Source organism: Adhaeribacter arboris (assembly GCF_003023845.1).
GTDB lineage: Bacteria > Bacteroidota > Bacteroidia > Cytophagales > Hymenobacteraceae > Adhaeribacter > Adhaeribacter arboris.
This window is the reverse complement of record NZ_PYFT01000001.1, coordinates 4,059,869-4,077,645: the sequence shown is the minus strand read 5'-3', so window position 1 is coordinate 4,077,645 and position 17,777 is coordinate 4,059,869. Positions and strand designations below refer to the sequence as shown.

Sequence of the window (17,777 nt, the reverse complement as noted above, 5' to 3'; positions counted from 1 at the left end):
TTTATTGAGGCGTAACTACAATATTGGCGTGGGGCTCTCCCTGGTCGGGGCAGTTAGTGCAGGGATAAGGTAACACACTTTTTAAAATTACCTGGTATTGAGTATTGGCTACAGTAACTAACGTAGTATCTGCCGAGCGAAGACGTAATTTACGGGTATCGGTAGGTAGAGCTTCGCCAATTACCAGTTCGGCCGTATCGGAACGCTCCTGGCCCTTTTCTAACCATAAACGAACGATGGCATTGCCGTAGCGAATACAATTTACATTCATCGGGCAACGGCTTTCGTTTAGTTCGGCGAGGTGTACCCGTACTTTATTTGTATCATTATCATCCCCACTTTTAGATAATTCCAAAGTTTCGTTTAAAGCAATAGTAACGTCTTGGTTCAAATGGGCGCGTCCGGTGGCGGGTAATTCTTCTTTCGCGCAGCGAGCAAATATAAAAACAGCCAGTAATGGAGCCAGTATTGTTTTCATAATATTTCAGATTAAAACAGCCTCTATTTTACTTATAAGAGCCAGAATAACCCGAAAAGGTTGCAAGCAAGCGTTCTAATAGACAATAATTTGATGCAGGTGATGTTCTAAATGCCGGAGATAATCTTCTATTAAAAAGGCCAAGGTAACGGTACTTCCATCCTTGCCCCGGCATTCTTTTTCTAAATTTTCGTTGGCAACCTGGGTAATTACGTGCGCTAGGTGCCGGTTGTAGCTTTCCCAAAGCGAAATCAGAATATCTTTATTTTCCTGTTGGTAAGCCTGAATATTCACCCACTGGTCTTGCTGGTAAAATACAGTAGGCGTATCTTCGATCTGGCCGCGAACAAACCGTTGGTGGTTATTAGCCGCCGAATCAATTAAATGCCCCAAAATTTCCTGCTGCGACCATTTAGTTGGTTGAGGCCAGGTTTGAAAATCCGCTGCCGGAATTTGCCGGAATTTGTCCGGCAATACATCACACAAAAAGATTATTCTATCAGCTATCTGCTTTTGCATACTTTCAGGAAATTTTGTTGCCTATAAATTTTAAGGTACACTTTATTTTATGGCGGGTACCGCCATTCTTTTAGGTGCTGTTTTTTTCCGGGCCGGCAAATTATAAATTACTACTGATAAAAATATCAACCCGTAAGCAATGGCCTTTTCCGGGCTGGTTTTTTCCTGAAAGTACAAAAAAGCAATCAGGAAATTAATAATCGGGTTGATATACATTAAAATGCCAATGGTGCCGGATGTTAATTCTTTCAAGGCGTACATGTTCAGGAACAAAGGCAAAATCGTAAATAAAAAGCTTATTACTATTATGGCTCCGTAGAACGAAAAGTCGGGGGCATGGCTAGCATCAGTACCTTTAAAAAACGAGTAAAACGGGCCAATGCAGGCAAATACAATAATTAGTTGCAACGTGAGCAAAACCAGTTTATCGTATTGTTTTAAAACCCGTTGGGTAATTAAGAAAAAGGCATAACTCAAGGCCACCACCAAAGAATAAAATAAATTGGTAAGTGCTCCCGTGCCAATCAAGCAACAACTTATAATACTAATGCCAATGGCTAACCACTGATTAGAACGCAGCTCTTCTTTCAAAAGCAGAAAACCTAATAATGCCGTTAGAATAGGGCAAAGCAAATACGAAAAAGAACCCGTCTGAATATCGATATGGTTGATAACATAGATGAATACCAGCCAGTTTACCATCAGCAACAAACCACCCAGCACGGTAAAAATTACAAAACGGCGTTTATTACGCAAGGTCTCCGACTGGTAAGCCTGCCAGGTTTGCTTCAAACTATCGCGCCGGAATAAAAAGGTGATTACCCCTAAGCCCAGCATGGCAAATAATACCCGGAAATATAAAATCTGCCCACTCGGGAAAGCAGCTACCGCCCGAAGCGGAAAAACAATAAATCCCCAGATGATAAAAGCAAAAATGCCGGCCGAATAGTAATTTCTAAGTTTCACGAGCAATAAAATTATTAGGAGATAAAGGTAAGATTTTTAAATAATTAGTTTAAGTGAAACTGATTTTTAGTTTAAAATTTAGCAAATAATTCCGTAAACGCTTCTAACTTTTTAAATAAAAGAAGTATTACAATAAAATTTATGTATTACAATTATTGCAGAAAAATATTCCGGATTATCTAAGAATTCCTGAAAACAAGTTGGCATTAATCAGCAACGAGTTGCTTTTTAAAAATAAAAAAAGCAACCATGCCTGCATTTTTTTAGTTAGTCTGTATTTTACCGGGTACGTTTAGAGCAAAACGCACCCGGTACATGTTAAAATAAGTTACATGGGAATAGAAAAAAGTGCCGTAAAACACGACCCCTACGCGGTTTTAAAAATACCGGAGTTTCGGTTGTTTGTTTTGGCTCGCTTAAGTTTAACGCTGGCCTTACAAATTCAATCGGTAATAGTAGGTTGGCAAATTTATGATCTAACCCAAGACCCTTTGGCTTTAGGTTTAATTGGTTTAGCCGAAGCAATCCCTTCTATAATAGTAGCGCTATACGCCGGCCACGTAGCCGATAGCACCAGCCGGAAAAAAATTATTATTACGTGTGTGTTGGTATTGCTGGTATGTTCTTCGGCTTTGCTGGTATATTCTTTTAATATTCACCAGAGCATGGCAGTTTTGGGCACCATTCCTATTTACTCGGTTATATTTCTAAGCGGAATTGCCCGGGGGTTTTTCGGACCAGCTACTTTCTCGTTTATGCCGCAATTATTGCCTGATAAAACCTGGTATATAAATGCGGTTAGCTGGTCGAGCACAACCTGGCAGGGAGCCTCTGTGGCTGGCCCGGCCATTGGCGGCTTACTCTACGGATTCTTTGGCGTTCAGGCGTCGTACAGTGCCGATGTAGGGTTAACGCTGATGGCTTTATTATTTTTCTTTTTAATTGCTGCCAAGCCTTTGCCCGAAAATACCCAACGTTTGCCCATTAAAGAAAGTCTGCTTTCCGGAATCCGGTTTGTGTTTAATAATCAGGTTATTTTAAGCGCTATCTCCTTGGATTTATTTGCGGTTTTGTTTGGTGGGGCGGTGGCTTTATTGCCTATTTTTGCTTCCGAAATTTTGCACACGGGTCCCCAAGGCTTAGGTTTTTTGCGGGCCGCTCCGGCTTTGGGTTCGGTGGCCATGGCGGTTTATATTACCCATCATCCCATAAAAATAGATGCCGGCAAAAAAATGTTATTGTGCGTGGCGGGTTTTGGAGTATGTATGATTTTGTTTGGCTTATCTACTAATTTTTACTTTTCGCTGTTATTATTAGGCTTAAGCGGGGTGTTCGATTCTATTAGTGTGATTATCCGGTCTACGCTCATGCAAACCTTAACTCCCGAACACATGAAAGGCCGGGTATCATCAGTCAATAATATCTTTGTGGGTTCTTCCAACGAAATTGGCTCTTTCGAGTCGGGTGCGGTGGCAAAACTGATGGGGGTTGTTTCTTCGGTAGTTTTTGGCGGCTGCATGACATTGCTGGTAGTAGGCATTACTGCTTTTAAAGCCGATAAACTAAGAAAACTGAATCTCTGAATTGCGGATTAAACGGGCTTCACAGATTACCTGGATTCAAGTTCTACTCTCGTAAATAAATTAAATAGAATATTCCCGTAAAGATAAAATTTCAAAAAATCAAAAGAGCCACCCTGATTTTCTCAGGGTGGCTCTTTAAAATGGCAAATAAAAGCTACGGAATTATAAATAAAATCCGAGTAATCGGCGGTAATCCGTGATTCTACTTAATTATATCCTTTACCTTTTCTACAATTTTGCCTACAATGCCGGTTTCTTTTTTAGGTGCGGTGTTCTTTTTTACTTTGTGCGGACGGCTATTGCCAAAACTGCCTTTCGTAATTTTGCCTTTTTTGGATTTTATATCTCCTTTTCCCATTATGGTAGTTTGTGTTAGATGATGAACGAAATAAAATTTACGTTAAAAGCAAACAGTAGTTGCAAAATTACCTAAACTGAAAAATAGAAGCAAGTACTTGTTATACCCAATACGTTCTACAAAACTACTCTTAAGAATAATGAAGCGACCCTTCTTAATCTGCCTGCGTATTTGTAATTTTGCGTTTTAAAGCCAGGTAATTTTTTACGGCATTCTTTTGTTTCTTCTGTAGCCGTACTTACTCGTAGCGGCCTTCCCAATTCTATGACAACAGCAACTATCCATCAAACCGATATAGATACCCTTGACCCGAAGGAATTCATTATAATTAAAGGCGCACGCGTACACAATCTTAAAAACTTAAGCGTAGCCTTGCCGCGTAACCAGTTTATTGTGGTAACTGGGTTATCCGGCTCAGGTAAATCGTCGTTAGCCTTCGATACCTTATACGCCGAAGGGCAGCGGATGTACGTGGAAAGCCTCAGCTCCTACGCCCGCCAGTTTTTGGGCCGCATGGACAAACCCGACGTAGATTATATTCGCGGCATTAGTCCGGCGATTGCCATTGAACAAAAAGTAAGTATTAAAAATAACCGCTCTACGGTAGGTACCAGCACCGAAATCTACGATTATCTTAAGCTGTTATATGCCCGCATTGGAAAAACTATTTCGCCAATTTCCGGAAACCAGGTACGCAAAGATAATGTAGCCGATGTGGTTGACTTTATTTTTAATTTAGAAGATGGCAGCCGGATAGTAATTCTAGCCCCCCTACAAGTACAGCCCGACCGAAAACTGACCAAAGAGCTTGACTTACTTCTGCAAAAAGGGTACTCCCGGATTTACAATAACGACCAGGTTTTATTTATTGAAGATGTTATTAGTGCCGATGCCGCCGATATAACCGGCGACGTGTATGTACTGGTAGACCGGGCCGTATTGCGTAAAGACGACGAAGATCTACAATTCCGGATTTCCGATTCGGTACAAACCGCTTTTTTCGAAGGCCACGGCGAATGCCACGTTCTATACGGCGACCAAAAACGCGTTTTCTCCAATAAATTTGAACTCGACGGAATGACTTTTGAAGAGCCATCGGTTAATTTTTTCTCGTTTAATAATCCTTACGGGGCCTGCCAGCGTTGCGAAGGTTTTGGTAATGTATTAGGTATTGATGAAGATTTAGTTATTCCGGATAAAACCCTAAGCGTGTACGAGGGAGCCATTGCGCCCTGGCGGACCGAAAAAATGAGCGAATGGCAGGTTCCTTTAATTAAAAACGGCATTCGTTTCGATTTTCCCATTCACCGGCCTTACAACGAACTTACCGAAGAACAAAGGCAGCTGCTCTGGACGGGTAATCAGTACTTTGATGGGTTGGATGCTTTTTTTGCGCACGTGCAGGCGCAAACGCATAAAATACAATACCGCGTAATGCTCAGCCGCTACCGGGGCCGCACCACCTGCCCCGATTGCCGGGGAACGCGCTTGCGTAAAGATGCGAGCTACGTAAAAATTAACGGTACCAGCATTACCGATTTACTTTTAAAACCAATTACCGGCGTTCTGGAATTTTTCCAAAACATCCAGTTAACCGAACACGAATTGCAGGTAGCCGACCGCTTAGTAATAGAAATTACCAACCGCTTAAGCTATTTGGTGCGGGTAGGTTTAGGATATCTTACTTTAAATCGTTTATCGTCTACTTTATCCGGTGGAGAGTCGCAGCGTATTAACCTGGCAACTTCTTTGGGTAGTGCCTTGGTAGGTTCTATGTATATTCTGGACGAGCCCAGTATTGGTCTGCACCCGCGCGATGCCGAGCAGTTAATTGGCGTTTTGCGCTCACTCCAGAAAATTGGTAATACCGTAATTGTGGTAGAGCACGAAGAAAAAATGATGGAAATTGCTGACCAGATTATTGATATTGGTCCGGAAGCGGGTTCGGGTGGCGGTAATCTTATGTTTCAAGGCACTTATCCGGAAATGCTAAAATCTACCGAAACGTATACGGCGCAATATTTAAACGGCAAACGCCAGGTAGAAGTGCCGGTAAAGCGCCGCCAGTGGCGTAACACCATTGAGATTGTGGGTGCCCGCGAGAATAATCTCAAGAATATTACCGTAAAATTTCCGCTGGATGTAATGACCGTTATAACCGGCGTGAGTGGTTCGGGTAAGTCTACGCTTATTAAACGTATTCTGCATCCGGCCTTGGCAAAAGTACTTGGCGGTCACTCCGATGCCACCGGTAAATTCGATAAAATTCAGGGCAGCTACAGTAAAATTTCGCACGTAGAGTTCGTGGACCAGAATCCAATCGGCAAGTCATCGCGTTCTAACCCGGTTACCTACGTAAAAGCGTACGACGCTATCCGCTCCTTATTTGCCGACCAGCCGCTGGCCAAAGCCCGGGGCTTAAAGCCGTCGCATTTTTCGTTTAACATTGAGGGTGGCCGCTGCGAAGTGTGCCAGGGGGAAGGCCAGGTGAAAATTGAAATGCAGTTTATGGCCGATATTTACCTTACCTGCGAGGCCTGTCACGGGCAGAAATTCAAACAAGACATTCTCGAAATTAAGTACCACGATAAAAACATAGCCGAGGTGCTTGACATGACGATTGCCGACAGCATCCAGTTCTTTAAAGAACAGCCGAAAATCATTGAGAAATTAAAGCCGCTCGATGACGTAGGTTTGGGATATATCCGATTGGGGCAATCTTCTAATACGCTTTCCGGCGGCGAAGCACAACGGGTAAAATTGGCTTCTTTTTTAACGAAAGGAGCCACCGCTCATTCCGAAGGCATTTTGTTTATTTTCGACGAACCTTCCACCGGACTGCACTTTCACGATATCAACAAACTGCTAACCGCCATTAACGCGCTCATTGATAAAGGAAATTCCGTGGTTATTATTGAGCACAACATGGATATTATTAAATGCGCCGACTGGATTATTGATATGGGCCCGGAAGGTGGCACCAATGGTGGTCATTTATTATTTGAAGGTACTCCCGAAGAAATGGTAAAATTAGAAGGTAACGCCACCGCCGATTATTTGCGGGAAAAGCTCGTTTAGATTAACAAGTTAAGTTTACATCTGAAGTTATTAATAAAATAAATTATTTAATCTTCAATAGTAAGTAAAAAAGGTCGATTTGCTTTTTCTATTTCATTTAAAGAAGATTTAAAGCTTACATGTATTCCAATAGGGAAATTTTTAACTTTTACCCGATCATATTTCGTCTGGTTATCGTGAACTACAACTGGGTTAGTTATAGTGTATATTTTATAACCCAATTCGATTTTTTTATTATTTAGATTTATAGATATCGGTTCTGAGGTGAATGTTATTTTAATGGTTTTTATACTAATTTGATTCCAATTGAATTTTGTTTTTGTTTTGAACTCAAGAGTAAGTTCTTTATCTATTGTATACACAAAATATCCATCCTCTATAACTTTAACTAAATTATTGACTAAATTGTAGGTAGACTCAGAAATAGCATCAATAAACTCAAATCTAAAACCAAAATTATTTTCAATTATTTTTAATTTGGTAAAGTAATCTTTTAAATAATTTGCTTCGTCAAATACTTTTTTATTTCCTGAAATTACACCTTCAAATGATTGCCCTTCGGGAAATATAGCTTTAAACCTTTGACCTTTAGATATATTATAAAGCAACGTATAAATTCTTAATTCTTCTCTAGTAGTAGAATATCCATCACTATTGTCAAATTTAAAGTTTATATATGATGAGTCAGGTCTAATATTACTTAAAAAAATAGTTAGCTTTGACTTTGAAAACTCAATCATGCACTTAACATTATTTTCAGAATAATAGACCTTTAATGGAATATCTTCAAGTTCTGTATCTGTCTCTAGAAATAAAAAAGCTACTTTTGATTCAAAATTTGGATGAATTTTTAATTCTAAAAATGAAAAATCGGTTCCATCTATTATTCTTATGTCACCTATAAATGCTTGAATGTCTTTTACATCTTTATTTGAAATCCTAATATTGTTTGAAGATTTTCCATGTATAAAATCATTGAACTTATTTGAAACCATCTCATTTAAGTCTAATTTAACATTTAATAAATTAGCTTGAGGGTTTTTATTTTTAAGTCCACTAATTCTGTATTTATTATTTTCAACAATCAAGGATGGTTCAAGCTGATGAGGCTGTAGGTAATCTTTAAGAGTCTTCTCACTTATTCTCTCTTTGTCATAATCAGATATTAGATTATGATTTATATTCTTAATTAACTCGTCAATAAAATCTTCACCTTTAAGGTTTATGTATTTAATTCCATACTCCTTTAAATTTTTTATTTTTGAAGTTGATATATTTGGAGCAATAAAAAACTGTTCTTTTTTTAAGTTTTTCAATTGCTTTCGAATATTATTAAATAGTTTATTTATATCTGAATCTTCTAAATTATAACCAATGAAGACAATTGATTTAGTTATTATACTTTCTTGAATAATGGGCCATATAAGATTTGTTCTTTGTTCACTCGCAGCTCTCTTATAATCTGTTTCTGAAATTATAATTGATAGCGGGTCGGCTAAATCTCCGTGAATTTTAAAAAGTCTTTTTTTGTTCTTGTTTATCAATGGAATTTGTTCTTGTTTATAAATTACTTCTAACTTATCTACATAAGCAAGTTCAAAAAGCCGATCATAATTAGTTGTAATAATATCCTTTACGTGAGGTACGTTTGCTAACTTTTTATGGTAAACAATACTTTTAGGAGACTGTTCTAAATATAAAGTTTTTAGACTTTCAATTAAAGAATTTTTGCTACCTTTTAATTCTATATATTTTTCCATAAATTGAGTAAATTCTAAGTTAAGATTAATATATAGCTGTTCTTCTTTGCTTAAGTTATCAAACAAATATTCTTTTAAGGCAATCCCGGATTTATATCCTGCGTATAAAGAAAAGCCAGCTCCAACCCAGAAAGTAACATCTTCATTTCTTATTTTATTGAATAAGGCAGACAAATGTGCTGAATTCATACTATTATCAAATAAGTTAATTATTATAGCTTGATCTAATAATTTCAATTAGCACTCTAGTGTAGTTTTTTCCAAAGAGTTACTAATATTATAATTGTATATTTTATTGAATCCATTATTATAGTTTCTTCAACAAACTTCTAGGCATTCCTGGGTAAAATCCGTAAACTGATTCACAAAACTATTGATAATAAGTATCTAACAACTTCAGTAAAGTATGAGAAAGAAAATAATGGTCGATAAAACTGGAAGTTGGATCAAAAGCAATTTTTATAGGAAGATACTGATTCAGATGATTAAATTTTAATCAAATCTCTTTTTACTGAAGTTAAGAATTTAGGTTTGTTCCTAAGCCTTTGACAATGAAAAAAATATATCTTGTAAGCTATTTTTCTTTTCTTTTAATGCTGCTTTGCCGTTTAACTGCGGCCCAGGAGCAAAAAAATATTGGTTTCCAATTTCGGGTTTCCCCCTTGAGTTTACTAGACCCAAGAGCGGCTACCATCCAGTTAGGCGTACAAGCAAATATTAAAAACCGGCTGGGCTTTTCCGTGGATTATGGTTTGCCCTATAAAAAGCTGGCTGAGCAAATTTATACCAACCCGGATCTTCAATCGGAGCAGCACGAGTACCATAGAATCAGAGCCGAAGTAAAGTATTTTATGCCGCCCGCTTGGGTTAAAGCCAACGAAAAATCCAGACCTTATTTTAGCAGCGAAATCTTTTTTGGTCCGGAAAAATACCGGAAAAAGGATGATTGGCTCTTAAAAGACGAAGATGCCTATCATTATGAATACTCGGATGTAACCCGGAAAATGCAGGGAGTTTGTTTAAAAGTAGGTTTAGAATATACGGTTCTCCGTAGATTATTGCTGGATGTTTTTGTCGGGCCCGGCTTGCGGCGGATTAAAATAGACCATCATACCTTTAAGGCAGAATTGCGCGAGTACGACCCGCCCGTTGATTTTTATATTGAGCCGGTAGATAAGCGGGAAGGTACCTTTAGCCGGATACATTTAGGATTAGGTTTTAAAGTTGGATTCATCCTTATCTAAAGCAGGCCTCCGAGCCATATTTTTTCGCAGCTGTTTAGAGAATCGGGCTGCTAGTTTTAGAAATTTCCCGTAAAATCCGTAATCTTACGCGCGAATCGAACAACTTATAACGAGCAACTAACAACGAAACCAAGACATGAGAAAGAAAATAGTGGCTGGTAACTGGAAAATGAACAAGACCTACGACGAAGGTCTATCGCTGGTATCCGAAATCACCAATATGGTGCAAGACGAAGTAAATAATGATGCAATCGTAGTAGTTTGTCCACCATTTCCTTTTTTGGCTGGTATCGGGAAAGCTCTGGCAGGCAACGACAAAGTAAAACTGGGGGCCCAAAATTGTCATCAAAACGAAAGCGGCGCTTATACCGGTGAAGTATCGGCGGCTATGCTGAAATCAGTGGGAGTGGAATACGTTATTCTGGGCCATAGCGAGCGCCGCCAGTATTTTCTGGAAGATAACCAATTATTAGAAGCCAAAGTTAAAACTGCTTTAAAACAAGGCCTTAAACCTATTTTTTGCGTCGGCGAATCGTTAGAACAACGGGAGCAGGATTTAACTTTTCAAATTATTCAAACGCAACTAAAAGAAGGCCTTTTTCATTTAAGTAACGAAGAATTTGCAAATGTTGTCATTGCGTACGAACCAGTTTGGGCGATTGGTACCGGCAGAACCGCCACCAGTGCGCAGGCTCAGGAAGTACATGCTTTTATCCGGGAACAAATTGCCCGCCATTACGATGCGCAGGCCGCGCTGGATACTACCATTTTGTACGGCGGCAGCGCTAACCCAAGTAATGCCCGTGAGTTATTTTCGCAACTAGATGTAGACGGTGGTTTAATTGGCGGAGCTTCTTTAAAATCCCGCGATTTTACCGATATCGTAAAATCCTTCTGATACAAATAATACAATTGGTATATTTTTGGCAATACTAGCGCCCGGGCATGAACGTCCGGGTATTTTTTTTGGTTTAAAGGGTACTTCTTTCTAATTTAGAGCTATGTTGGTGAGTTTATTGTTGTCCATTTTGTTTTTGGTATTACCTCCTTCCGTAGCAGTTTCATCTAGATATATTCCTAAAGAAAATACTACGGAATTAAATAGGGAACCGGATTTTTGCCGCATCTATGGCTCCGTGTTTCTAACATCTGATCCAAAATATAAAAGCCTGGCTCATTATGTGGTTTACCTGGAAACGGAAGAAGCTTTTGCTAACCTGGTAGTTTTTAAAGAAGAAAATAAGCTATTTGCCGATAAGCCCGGTTTGTGGTATCCCGCTCCGGCACACGATTTTGCCGACCATGTTTTATTTGTAACCACCAACCGGGCTTTCGCTGATTTCTCGGTTTTTTACACTAAGTCGCGTTCCTTTGCCGGTTGCCGGGAATAAAATACGCCCATCCATATCTTAGTTTGCCTAAAATACGCGTTTTAAGATTTTAGGATCAACAGTTACCAGTTCATTATCTACAACTTAAAATATTGCGCCTAACCTTCTTCTCATGGATTTTATACAAGTTTCCATTACCGCTCCGCCCGAATTAGTAGACATTCTTACCGCCGAATTAAGTCAGTATGGCTACGATACCTTCATGGAAACCGACGAGGGACTAGATGCTTACACTACCGAAGATATTTTTTCGGAGGACGACGTAGTTGCCGTATTGGAGCGCTATAACCAAAATGGCCGCATTGCCTATAATACCCAGAAAATTGAAAAACAAAACTGGAACGAAGAGTGGGAAAAAAACTTTGAACCTTTACTTATTGGCAATGTATGTTCGGTGCGCGCCTCTTTTCATCCTAAGCCGGAGCAGGTACAATACGATATTATTATTAATCCCAAAATGTCGTTTGGTACCGGTCACCACGAAACCACTACCCTCATGATCGAAAACCAACTTACCATTGATCACCAAAACAAAAGAGTATTGGATATGGGTTGTGGCACGGGTATTCTGGCCATTATGGCTTGTAAATTAGGAGCAGCCAATATTGTAGCTGTTGATATTGAAGACTGGACCGTAGAAAACGCCCGCGAGAATGCCGCGGTTAATGAATGTACCGCTATAGAAGTGCGATTAGGCGATGTGCAACAAATTGCGGCCGATGTGCCTTATAATATTGTTTTAGCTAATATAAACCGTAACGTTTTGCTCGATGATATTCCTGCTTATGCGACTAAAATACTTCCTGGAGGAGCTTTAGTAGTAAGTGGGTTTTACACCGAAGACCTGGACTTAATTAAAGAAAAGGCTTTACATTCTGATTTAACTTTTACTTCTATTCGCACTAAAAACAACTGGGTATCGGCGGTATTTACCAAACAGCCCTGACCAACTTATTGATTGTATGAAACATTTTTTACTATTTCTCAATTTTTTAATGCTTGCTGCCAGCGGGTCAGTACTGGCCCAAACACAGACAGCTAAATCTTTTCAGGACCCGGCCCAGTTTATACCGCAGGTAAAAGCCTTAATGGCGCCTACGCGCAATGAAAACGCCATTAAAGTCGCCACTCAGTTAGAGCAGGTATGGTCGGCGAATGCGCTTACCAGTACGCAGCAAGCCAAGGTAATGGATATTGCTCAGAAAATGCAGTTAAAAAAAATGAAGGCTCGGCCTTATTTTGAAAACTTTTTTGGGGCGCTGGTAAGTGGCATAAACGTACAAAAACTAAGCGGGAGCAAACTCGACGAATTTCTGAATGTTACCGGCGAGTCGTTGGATAAAGACGATGTAAAAGGCTTTGAGAACTTTCTGGTTACTTCTTATTCGTTCCTAAATAACAAATTAATTTATAAATCAGGTTATAATAAACTGCAGGCCCAAACTGGTTCTTTTTCCTTTGAATACCGTCCGGGTGCCCAAGTGTCTCAGAAAGAAATTCAGGCCGCTTTGCCCGATATTATGCCTGTTACGGCTGCCCCAGTAGTAGCCAATGATTTACCGCCCATTCCAGAAACACCCACTTCTATTCCGGCTTCTACAAGCGCTGAAGATGATTTCTGGAGTAAAGCCTCAAAACCAGTTAAAAAAGCACCGGCCAAAAAAGCAACTGTCCCTACAAAAGGTGGCGCTAAAACATTTGTAAAAAAAGCTTCCGTAGCTAAGAAAACAGAAGAACCAGCCAAACAAAAACCAGCCGTAATGGAGCCAGCCTATACTGTTCCGGTTACCGGGGCCGTGCTGGTTTTGCAAAACGCCGATTTAAAATTTTCAACTCCCCACGATTCGCTGCTGTTAAAAGAGGTTAGTGGCGCCATCTTGCTTACCCGCCAAACTTTAGTAGGTTCAAAAGGCCGTTACGAGTGGAACGAAGGTGGCAATACTGCTACCGCAACTTTCAGTGGCTTCCATTTTGATATTACCAAACCGGGGCTGAAAGCCGAAAAAGTAACGCTTACCCACCCAACCGTACTCGAAAAACCAGTGGAAGGAGTATGGGAATACCGCAGCGTTAAAGCCGCTAAAGGTGGGGAAAGCAGCTATCCAAAATTTATTTCCTACACCAATAATGCCCGCTTAAAAAGTATTGGGCAGGGCATTACCTATGTGGGTGGCATTTCCATGGCGGGCAAAAAAATAATGACGGGTGCGTTGGATAAAAGTTTATCGAATATTATAGTAGAATACGAAGGTAAACCTCGTTTTAAAGCCTCAGCGGCCAGTTATGCGCTTTCCGATTCTCTAATTTCCGCCGAGGTTGCCTCGGTGGTATTGTATCGGGGTAAAGATTCAATTAGCCACCCCGCTATGCGCCTCAAGTATTCTAAACCCAGGCACTTATTAACGCTCATCAGCGATGCGGGCAGTTTTAAAAAATCTTTGTTCTTTGATTCTTATCACCAGATGGAGATATCGGCGGAAATGCTGACCTGGAATATAACCAAATCGCAGATAAATTTCTCCATTATTAACGCCAAAAATCAAGTACCCGCCCGCTTCGATTCTAAAGAGTATTTTACTTTGGATAGATGGCTGGCTATCCAGGGTACCGCTGATTTTCACCCCTTAAAAGTAGCCGTAAGTTTTGCCGCCCGGCAAAAAACAAATCAGTTTTACACCTCGGATCTGGCCCGCGATGTGCAAATTAAGGAACCAATCATTCGGGGGGCTATGAGTACGCTTCAGAAGCAAGGTTTTATCGATTATAATGGCGGCACTGGCTTAGTAACCATAAAGCCTAAAGCCTGGCATTATGTAAGCTCCTCGCGCGAAAAGAAAGATTACGATTATATTACGTTAAGTTCGTTGGCACCTAGCGGCAAAAACGCGACCATTGATTTAAACAAAAATGAACTGCTCGTGCGTGGCGTCGAGAAATTTTACTTTACCGGCGACTCAGGAGCTGTGTATGCCGTGCCGGATAGTAACCAGGTGCGGATTCTACAAAACCGGAATATTTTGTTTAACGGCAAAGTATACGCTTCTTATTTCCGTTTCGTCGGGAAACAATTCACCTTTGATTACAAGGATTTTCTGGTGGATATGGCCAAGATTGATACCATTGCTTTTGCTACGCGCGGGAAAGTAAAAAGCATGAAAGGCGATGACAAAGTGCGGGAACAATATCTGGCGAATCATTCTAATAAATCAAGCGGAAAATTATACCTGAACCGACCCGATAATAAATCGGGCAAAAAGAAAACGCCCGGCTATCCTTCCTTCAATGCTTTGTCGCCGTCGTATGTTTATTTTGATAAGCCGGAAATCTTGGGAGGAGTGTACGATACCACGGTTTATTTTGCTATTCCGCCTTTTAAAATGGATAGTCTGAACAGTTCCAAGCCCAATACTGTAAGTTTTAAAGGCCGTTTCCATTCCGGGGGCATTTTCCCGGATTTTAATACCACCCTCGGCATTATGCCCGATCAATCACTGGGGTTTGAGTACCAGATTCCTAAAAACGGGTTCGAAGCCTACGGCGGTAAAGGCAAATTTTATAATAAGTTAACGATGAGCTTTAAAGGTTTGCAGGGCAGCGGCGAGTTAAAATATTTAACCACCACACTGCAATCGAATGCTTTTACTTTTTACCAGGACAAAACTTTAACGCTAGGTACTAAGGCAACGGTGGCCGAAGGCAATATGGGAGATGCTTATTTTATGCAAGCCGATTTTAAACAATACGCCCTGGAATGGTTACCTAAACGTGATACCATGAATATCAGTACCACTACCGAACCTATTGCCATGTACGGCAACAAGTTTAAGTACCAGGGCATTGTTATTGTTACGCCTAAAGGGTTTGCCGGCGATGGTGAATTACAAAGTACCGATGCCATCATCAGCTCGCCAGTATTAAATTTTAGTAAAACCAGGTTTACCGGTAAACATGCCACTTTCGAAGCAAAATCAAAAACTCCGAATAAACCAGTAGTTCGGGCTACGGATGTAAAACTGGAGTTTGACTTAAATGATTTATACGCTACTTTCTCCCCGGAAAAAGCCGGCTTTGCCAGTACAGCCTTCCCGTTTGCGCAATTTAAAACGTCGTTGAGCGGGGGTAAATACGATTTTAAGAAAAAAATAGTAACCTTAAACCAACCGAAAGGGGCCACTGCCGACAAAGCTTATTTTGTTTCCACCAACCCCGACCACGGTAATCTTAAATTCAGTGCTTCTTCGGGTACTTACGACATTGCCAAACAAACCCTGGAAATTGGCGGCGTACCGTACATTGCCTCGGCCGATGCGCACATTGTGCCAGATAGCGGTCAGGTGTTTGTTAATGAGAAATCTGACTTAAGGCCTTTTAAACACGCTACTGTTATTGATACGGTAAATAAATACCACAAACTTTATCAGGGAGAGATTGATGTAATTTCCCGGACAGAGTACCGGGGGAAAGCTTTCTTTGATTATGCTAATGCTGACGCCCAAACCTTTAAACTTCAATTCGGGAACTTTGCCATGCATCACATGAAAGCCGAAGAAGTAAAACCGGAAGTACAGCCCCGAAAATACTCGGCTTCTGAGTTAATTGCGGCGGCAAATGCAGCCGAAAATCCAAAAGTACCAGCACCGGTGGTTAAAAAGAGTTTGCTGCAAAAAATAGGTTTAAGTAAAACTAAAAAAGCAAGCACACCATCAACGGAAACAAAACTAGCACTCACAGATTCTTTAGCTACTGAACCAACTAAAGAAGCTATTGCCCAAGCCGCACCTAAAAAATCGCGCAAACAAGTAAAAGCCGAAAAACATGCCCAAAAAGAAATAGTAACTGCTTCAGCCGATAGCAGTTCCAGTAATTTACTGGCAAGTGCTGAACCAGTAAGAGTATCCAGCAGAAAAAAACGAAAGGCTCCAACTTTTGATACCAGCCCGTATACCTCGGCAGTAGCAACTATTGAGGAATCGGACCAATTCTTTCTGGCGCCAAACGTACAGTTTAAAGGTAACGCTACCATGAACTCGAATAAAGAGCACCTTGATTTTAACGGGTTTATTAAGTTGGGTTTTGCGAAAGAAGCCGGAGCTTCGGAATGGATGCCTTATATTGCTTCAAACGTAAATCCAAAAGAAGTTAAAATAAATATTGATAACAGTAAAGGCAACGAAGAAGGAGCAACCATTACTGGGTTACATATTTCCAGCACTTCCGGTAAGCTGTACCCTACTTTTGGTTCAAAAAAAGTAGATGAGGCGGATTTGGACGTATTTACCATTGATGGCGTGCTATCGTTTGATAAAGCTAACCATCAGTATAAATTGGGCAAAGCCAAGCAGGCCAATGCCGAGGCTTACGAAGGCAACCTGATGACTTTTAACGATGCTACTTCCGAAGCCCGGTACGAAGGTAAATTTAATTTAATTCAATCTACTAAAACGCTGGGCTTAACAACTTCCGGAAATATCAAAGCCAAAACAAATCAGAACCAATACCATTTTGATGCTTTTATGGCGTTTGATGTAGCAATGCCCGAGTCGGCGTTAGCCACAATGGCTACCGCTATAACGGATAATAATGGCGGCGCTCCCGAAGCAGTAGATGCCGGTAGCGCTGACCTGCATTTTAAATTGGCGGAGTTTATTGGCAACAAAGGTGTACAGGATTATATTGCTAAAACCGCATCGGGTCACGTGCCGCTACCGTCTATTTCGCCGAAACTGGTACACAGCCTGGTATTCAATAATGTACAATTACATTGGTCGGACACTACCCAAGCCTGGTACAGTAAAGGAAAATTAGCATTATCCAACATTCTAAAAAAAGATGTTAATGCGCAAATACCGGGTTATATCGAAATCAAACGCGGACCTGAAAGCGATATTGTAACCATTTACCTGGAGCCAATTCCATCGTTGTGGTATTACATCAGTTACGCGGATAATATGCTAACAATCGCTTCGGCGGATGATAAAGTAAATGGCATTATATCTTCCAAAAGTTCGGGTAGTTTAGCTGCTGGCGAAGGCATGGAGAAAACCGAGTTTGTTAACTATTTCCGGAAAAACTACTTGGGTTTACCGCCAATAGCTGCCGATGAAGTAGCTCCAGGAGGAGTTCCAGCGGATGATTTTATGGAGCAAGGGGAAGCCGCTCCTAAAAAAGGCCGCAAAGGTAAAAAAGCAGCCGCTGAACCAGCTGATGAACCCAACACGGATATAGAAGCCGCTCCGGCCGAAGAAAAACCAGCTAAAAAGAATACCAAAGAAAAAGAAAAGGTAGCTCCGGCTAAAGAGGAATCCGATTTACCGGCGGAAGCTCCGGAAGAGAAACCTAAGAAAAAGAAAAAAGCAAAAAGTACGGAAAATGATGCTTTACCTGATATTGAATAACGAGC

The 17,777-nt window shown here is 40.5% G+C and carries 12 protein-coding genes; 7 read left to right on the top strand and 5 right to left on the bottom strand.

Translation table 11 applies throughout. The annotated features are described in order from the left end of the window. Nucleotide 1: 1 nt before the first annotated feature. The 3 genes from AHMF7605_RS16800 to AHMF7605_RS16790 all read right to left on the bottom strand — a co-directional run bounded on the left by AHMF7605_RS16800 (nt 2) and on the right by AHMF7605_RS16790 (nt 1,963). Nucleotides 2-478 (bottom strand): hypothetical protein, encoded by a 477-nt coding sequence (locus tag AHMF7605_RS16800; protein ID WP_106931217.1) that lies wholly within the window; start codon nt 476-478, stop codon nt 2-4. A 75-nt stretch (nt 479-553) separates the two neighbouring features. Further along, on the bottom strand, nt 554-997 hold the full coding sequence (locus AHMF7605_RS16795; protein WP_106931216.1) for a DinB family protein: 444 nt from the start codon (nt 995-997) through the stop codon (nt 554-556). 42 nt (nt 998-1,039) lie between these two features. Further along, nucleotides 1,040-1,963 (bottom strand): EamA family transporter, encoded by a 924-nt coding sequence (locus AHMF7605_RS16790; protein WP_233219165.1) that lies wholly within the window; start codon nt 1,961-1,963, stop codon nt 1,040-1,042. Nucleotides 1,964-2,295: 332 nt separating this feature from the next. Between AHMF7605_RS16790 and AHMF7605_RS16785 the strand changes: the two genes are divergently transcribed. Further along, a complete protein-coding gene (locus AHMF7605_RS16785) occupies nt 2,296-3,546 on the top strand; it encodes an MFS transporter (RefSeq protein WP_106931214.1) in 1,251 nt (416 codons plus the stop codon). Nucleotides 3,547-3,748: 202 nt separating this feature from the next. Here AHMF7605_RS16785 and AHMF7605_RS16780 read toward each other — a convergent pair whose 3' ends face one another. Further along, entirely contained in the window at nt 3,749-3,904 is a 156-nt protein-coding gene (locus AHMF7605_RS16780) for a 30S ribosomal protein THX (protein WP_106931213.1), read from the bottom strand. A 264-nt stretch (nt 3,905-4,168) separates the two neighbouring features. On the opposite strand from AHMF7605_RS16780, the gene uvrA reads away from it, so the two are divergent. After that, nucleotides 4,169-6,982, top strand: a complete 2,814-nt coding sequence (gene uvrA / locus AHMF7605_RS16775) for an excinuclease ABC subunit UvrA (RefSeq protein WP_106931212.1) — start codon at nt 4,169-4,171, stop codon at nt 6,980-6,982. A gap of 47 nt (nt 6,983-7,029) precedes the next feature. On the opposite strand, the gene AHMF7605_RS16770 is transcribed toward uvrA, so the two are convergent. Continuing rightward, nucleotides 7,030-8,931 (bottom strand): SIR2 family NAD-dependent protein deacylase, encoded by a 1,902-nt coding sequence (locus tag AHMF7605_RS16770; protein ID WP_146153611.1) that lies wholly within the window; start codon nt 8,929-8,931, stop codon nt 7,030-7,032. A gap of 362 nt (nt 8,932-9,293) precedes the next feature. Between AHMF7605_RS16770 and AHMF7605_RS16765 the strand changes: the two genes are divergently transcribed. From AHMF7605_RS16765 to AHMF7605_RS16745, 5 genes are all read left to right on the top strand, one after another. Next, nucleotides 9,294-9,986 (top strand): hypothetical protein, encoded by a 693-nt coding sequence (locus AHMF7605_RS16765; RefSeq protein ID WP_106931210.1) that lies wholly within the window; start codon nt 9,294-9,296, stop codon nt 9,984-9,986. Nucleotides 9,987-10,122: 136 nt separating this feature from the next. Further along, the gene (tpiA, locus tag AHMF7605_RS16760) at nt 10,123-10,884 is read left to right on the top strand and encodes a triose-phosphate isomerase (protein WP_106931209.1); all 762 of its coding nucleotides are present in this window, start codon (nt 10,123-10,125) and stop codon (nt 10,882-10,884) included. Nucleotides 10,885-11,122: 238 nt separating this feature from the next. After that, on the top strand, nt 11,123-11,377 hold the full coding sequence (locus tag AHMF7605_RS16755) for a DUF6150 family protein (protein ID WP_233219163.1): 255 nt from the start codon (nt 11,123-11,125) through the stop codon (nt 11,375-11,377). A gap of 112 nt (nt 11,378-11,489) precedes the next feature. Further along, on the top strand, nt 11,490-12,323 hold the full coding sequence (gene prmA / locus AHMF7605_RS16750) for a 50S ribosomal protein L11 methyltransferase (protein ID WP_106931208.1): 834 nt from the start codon (nt 11,490-11,492) through the stop codon (nt 12,321-12,323). A 16-nt stretch (nt 12,324-12,339) separates the two neighbouring features. After that, nucleotides 12,340-17,772 carry a hypothetical protein gene (locus tag AHMF7605_RS16745; protein ID WP_106931207.1) on the top strand — a complete coding sequence of 1,811 codons (5,433 nt, stop codon included), beginning with the start codon at nt 12,340-12,342 and terminating at the stop codon, nt 17,770-17,772. Nucleotides 17,773-17,777: the final 5 nt, after the last annotated feature.

Coding starts and splice junctions, on each gene's coding strand:
- AHMF7605_RS16795 (WP_106931216.1), bottom strand. CDS start 997: ATGCAAAAGCAGATAGCTGATAGAATAATCTTTTTGTGTGATGTATTG.
- AHMF7605_RS16765 (WP_106931210.1), top strand. CDS start 9,294: ATGAAAAAAATATATCTTGTAAGCTATTTTTCTTTTCTTTTAATGCTG.
- AHMF7605_RS16800 (WP_106931217.1), bottom strand. CDS start 478: ATGAAAACAATACTGGCTCCATTACTGGCTGTTTTTATATTTGCTCGC.
- AHMF7605_RS16780 (WP_106931213.1), bottom strand. CDS start 3,904: ATGGGAAAAGGAGATATAAAATCCAAAAAAGGCAAAATTACGAAAGGC.
- prmA (WP_106931208.1), top strand. CDS start 11,490: ATGGATTTTATACAAGTTTCCATTACCGCTCCGCCCGAATTAGTAGAC.
- AHMF7605_RS16745 (WP_106931207.1), top strand. CDS start 12,340: ATGAAACATTTTTTACTATTTCTCAATTTTTTAATGCTTGCTGCCAGC.
- AHMF7605_RS16785 (WP_106931214.1), top strand. CDS start 2,296: ATGGGAATAGAAAAAAGTGCCGTAAAACACGACCCCTACGCGGTTTTA.
- AHMF7605_RS16770 (WP_146153611.1), bottom strand. CDS start 8,931: ATGAATTCAGCACATTTGTCTGCCTTATTCAATAAAATAAGAAATGAA.
- uvrA (WP_106931212.1), top strand. CDS start 4,169: ATGACAACAGCAACTATCCATCAAACCGATATAGATACCCTTGACCCG.
- tpiA (WP_106931209.1), top strand. CDS start 10,123: ATGAGAAAGAAAATAGTGGCTGGTAACTGGAAAATGAACAAGACCTAC.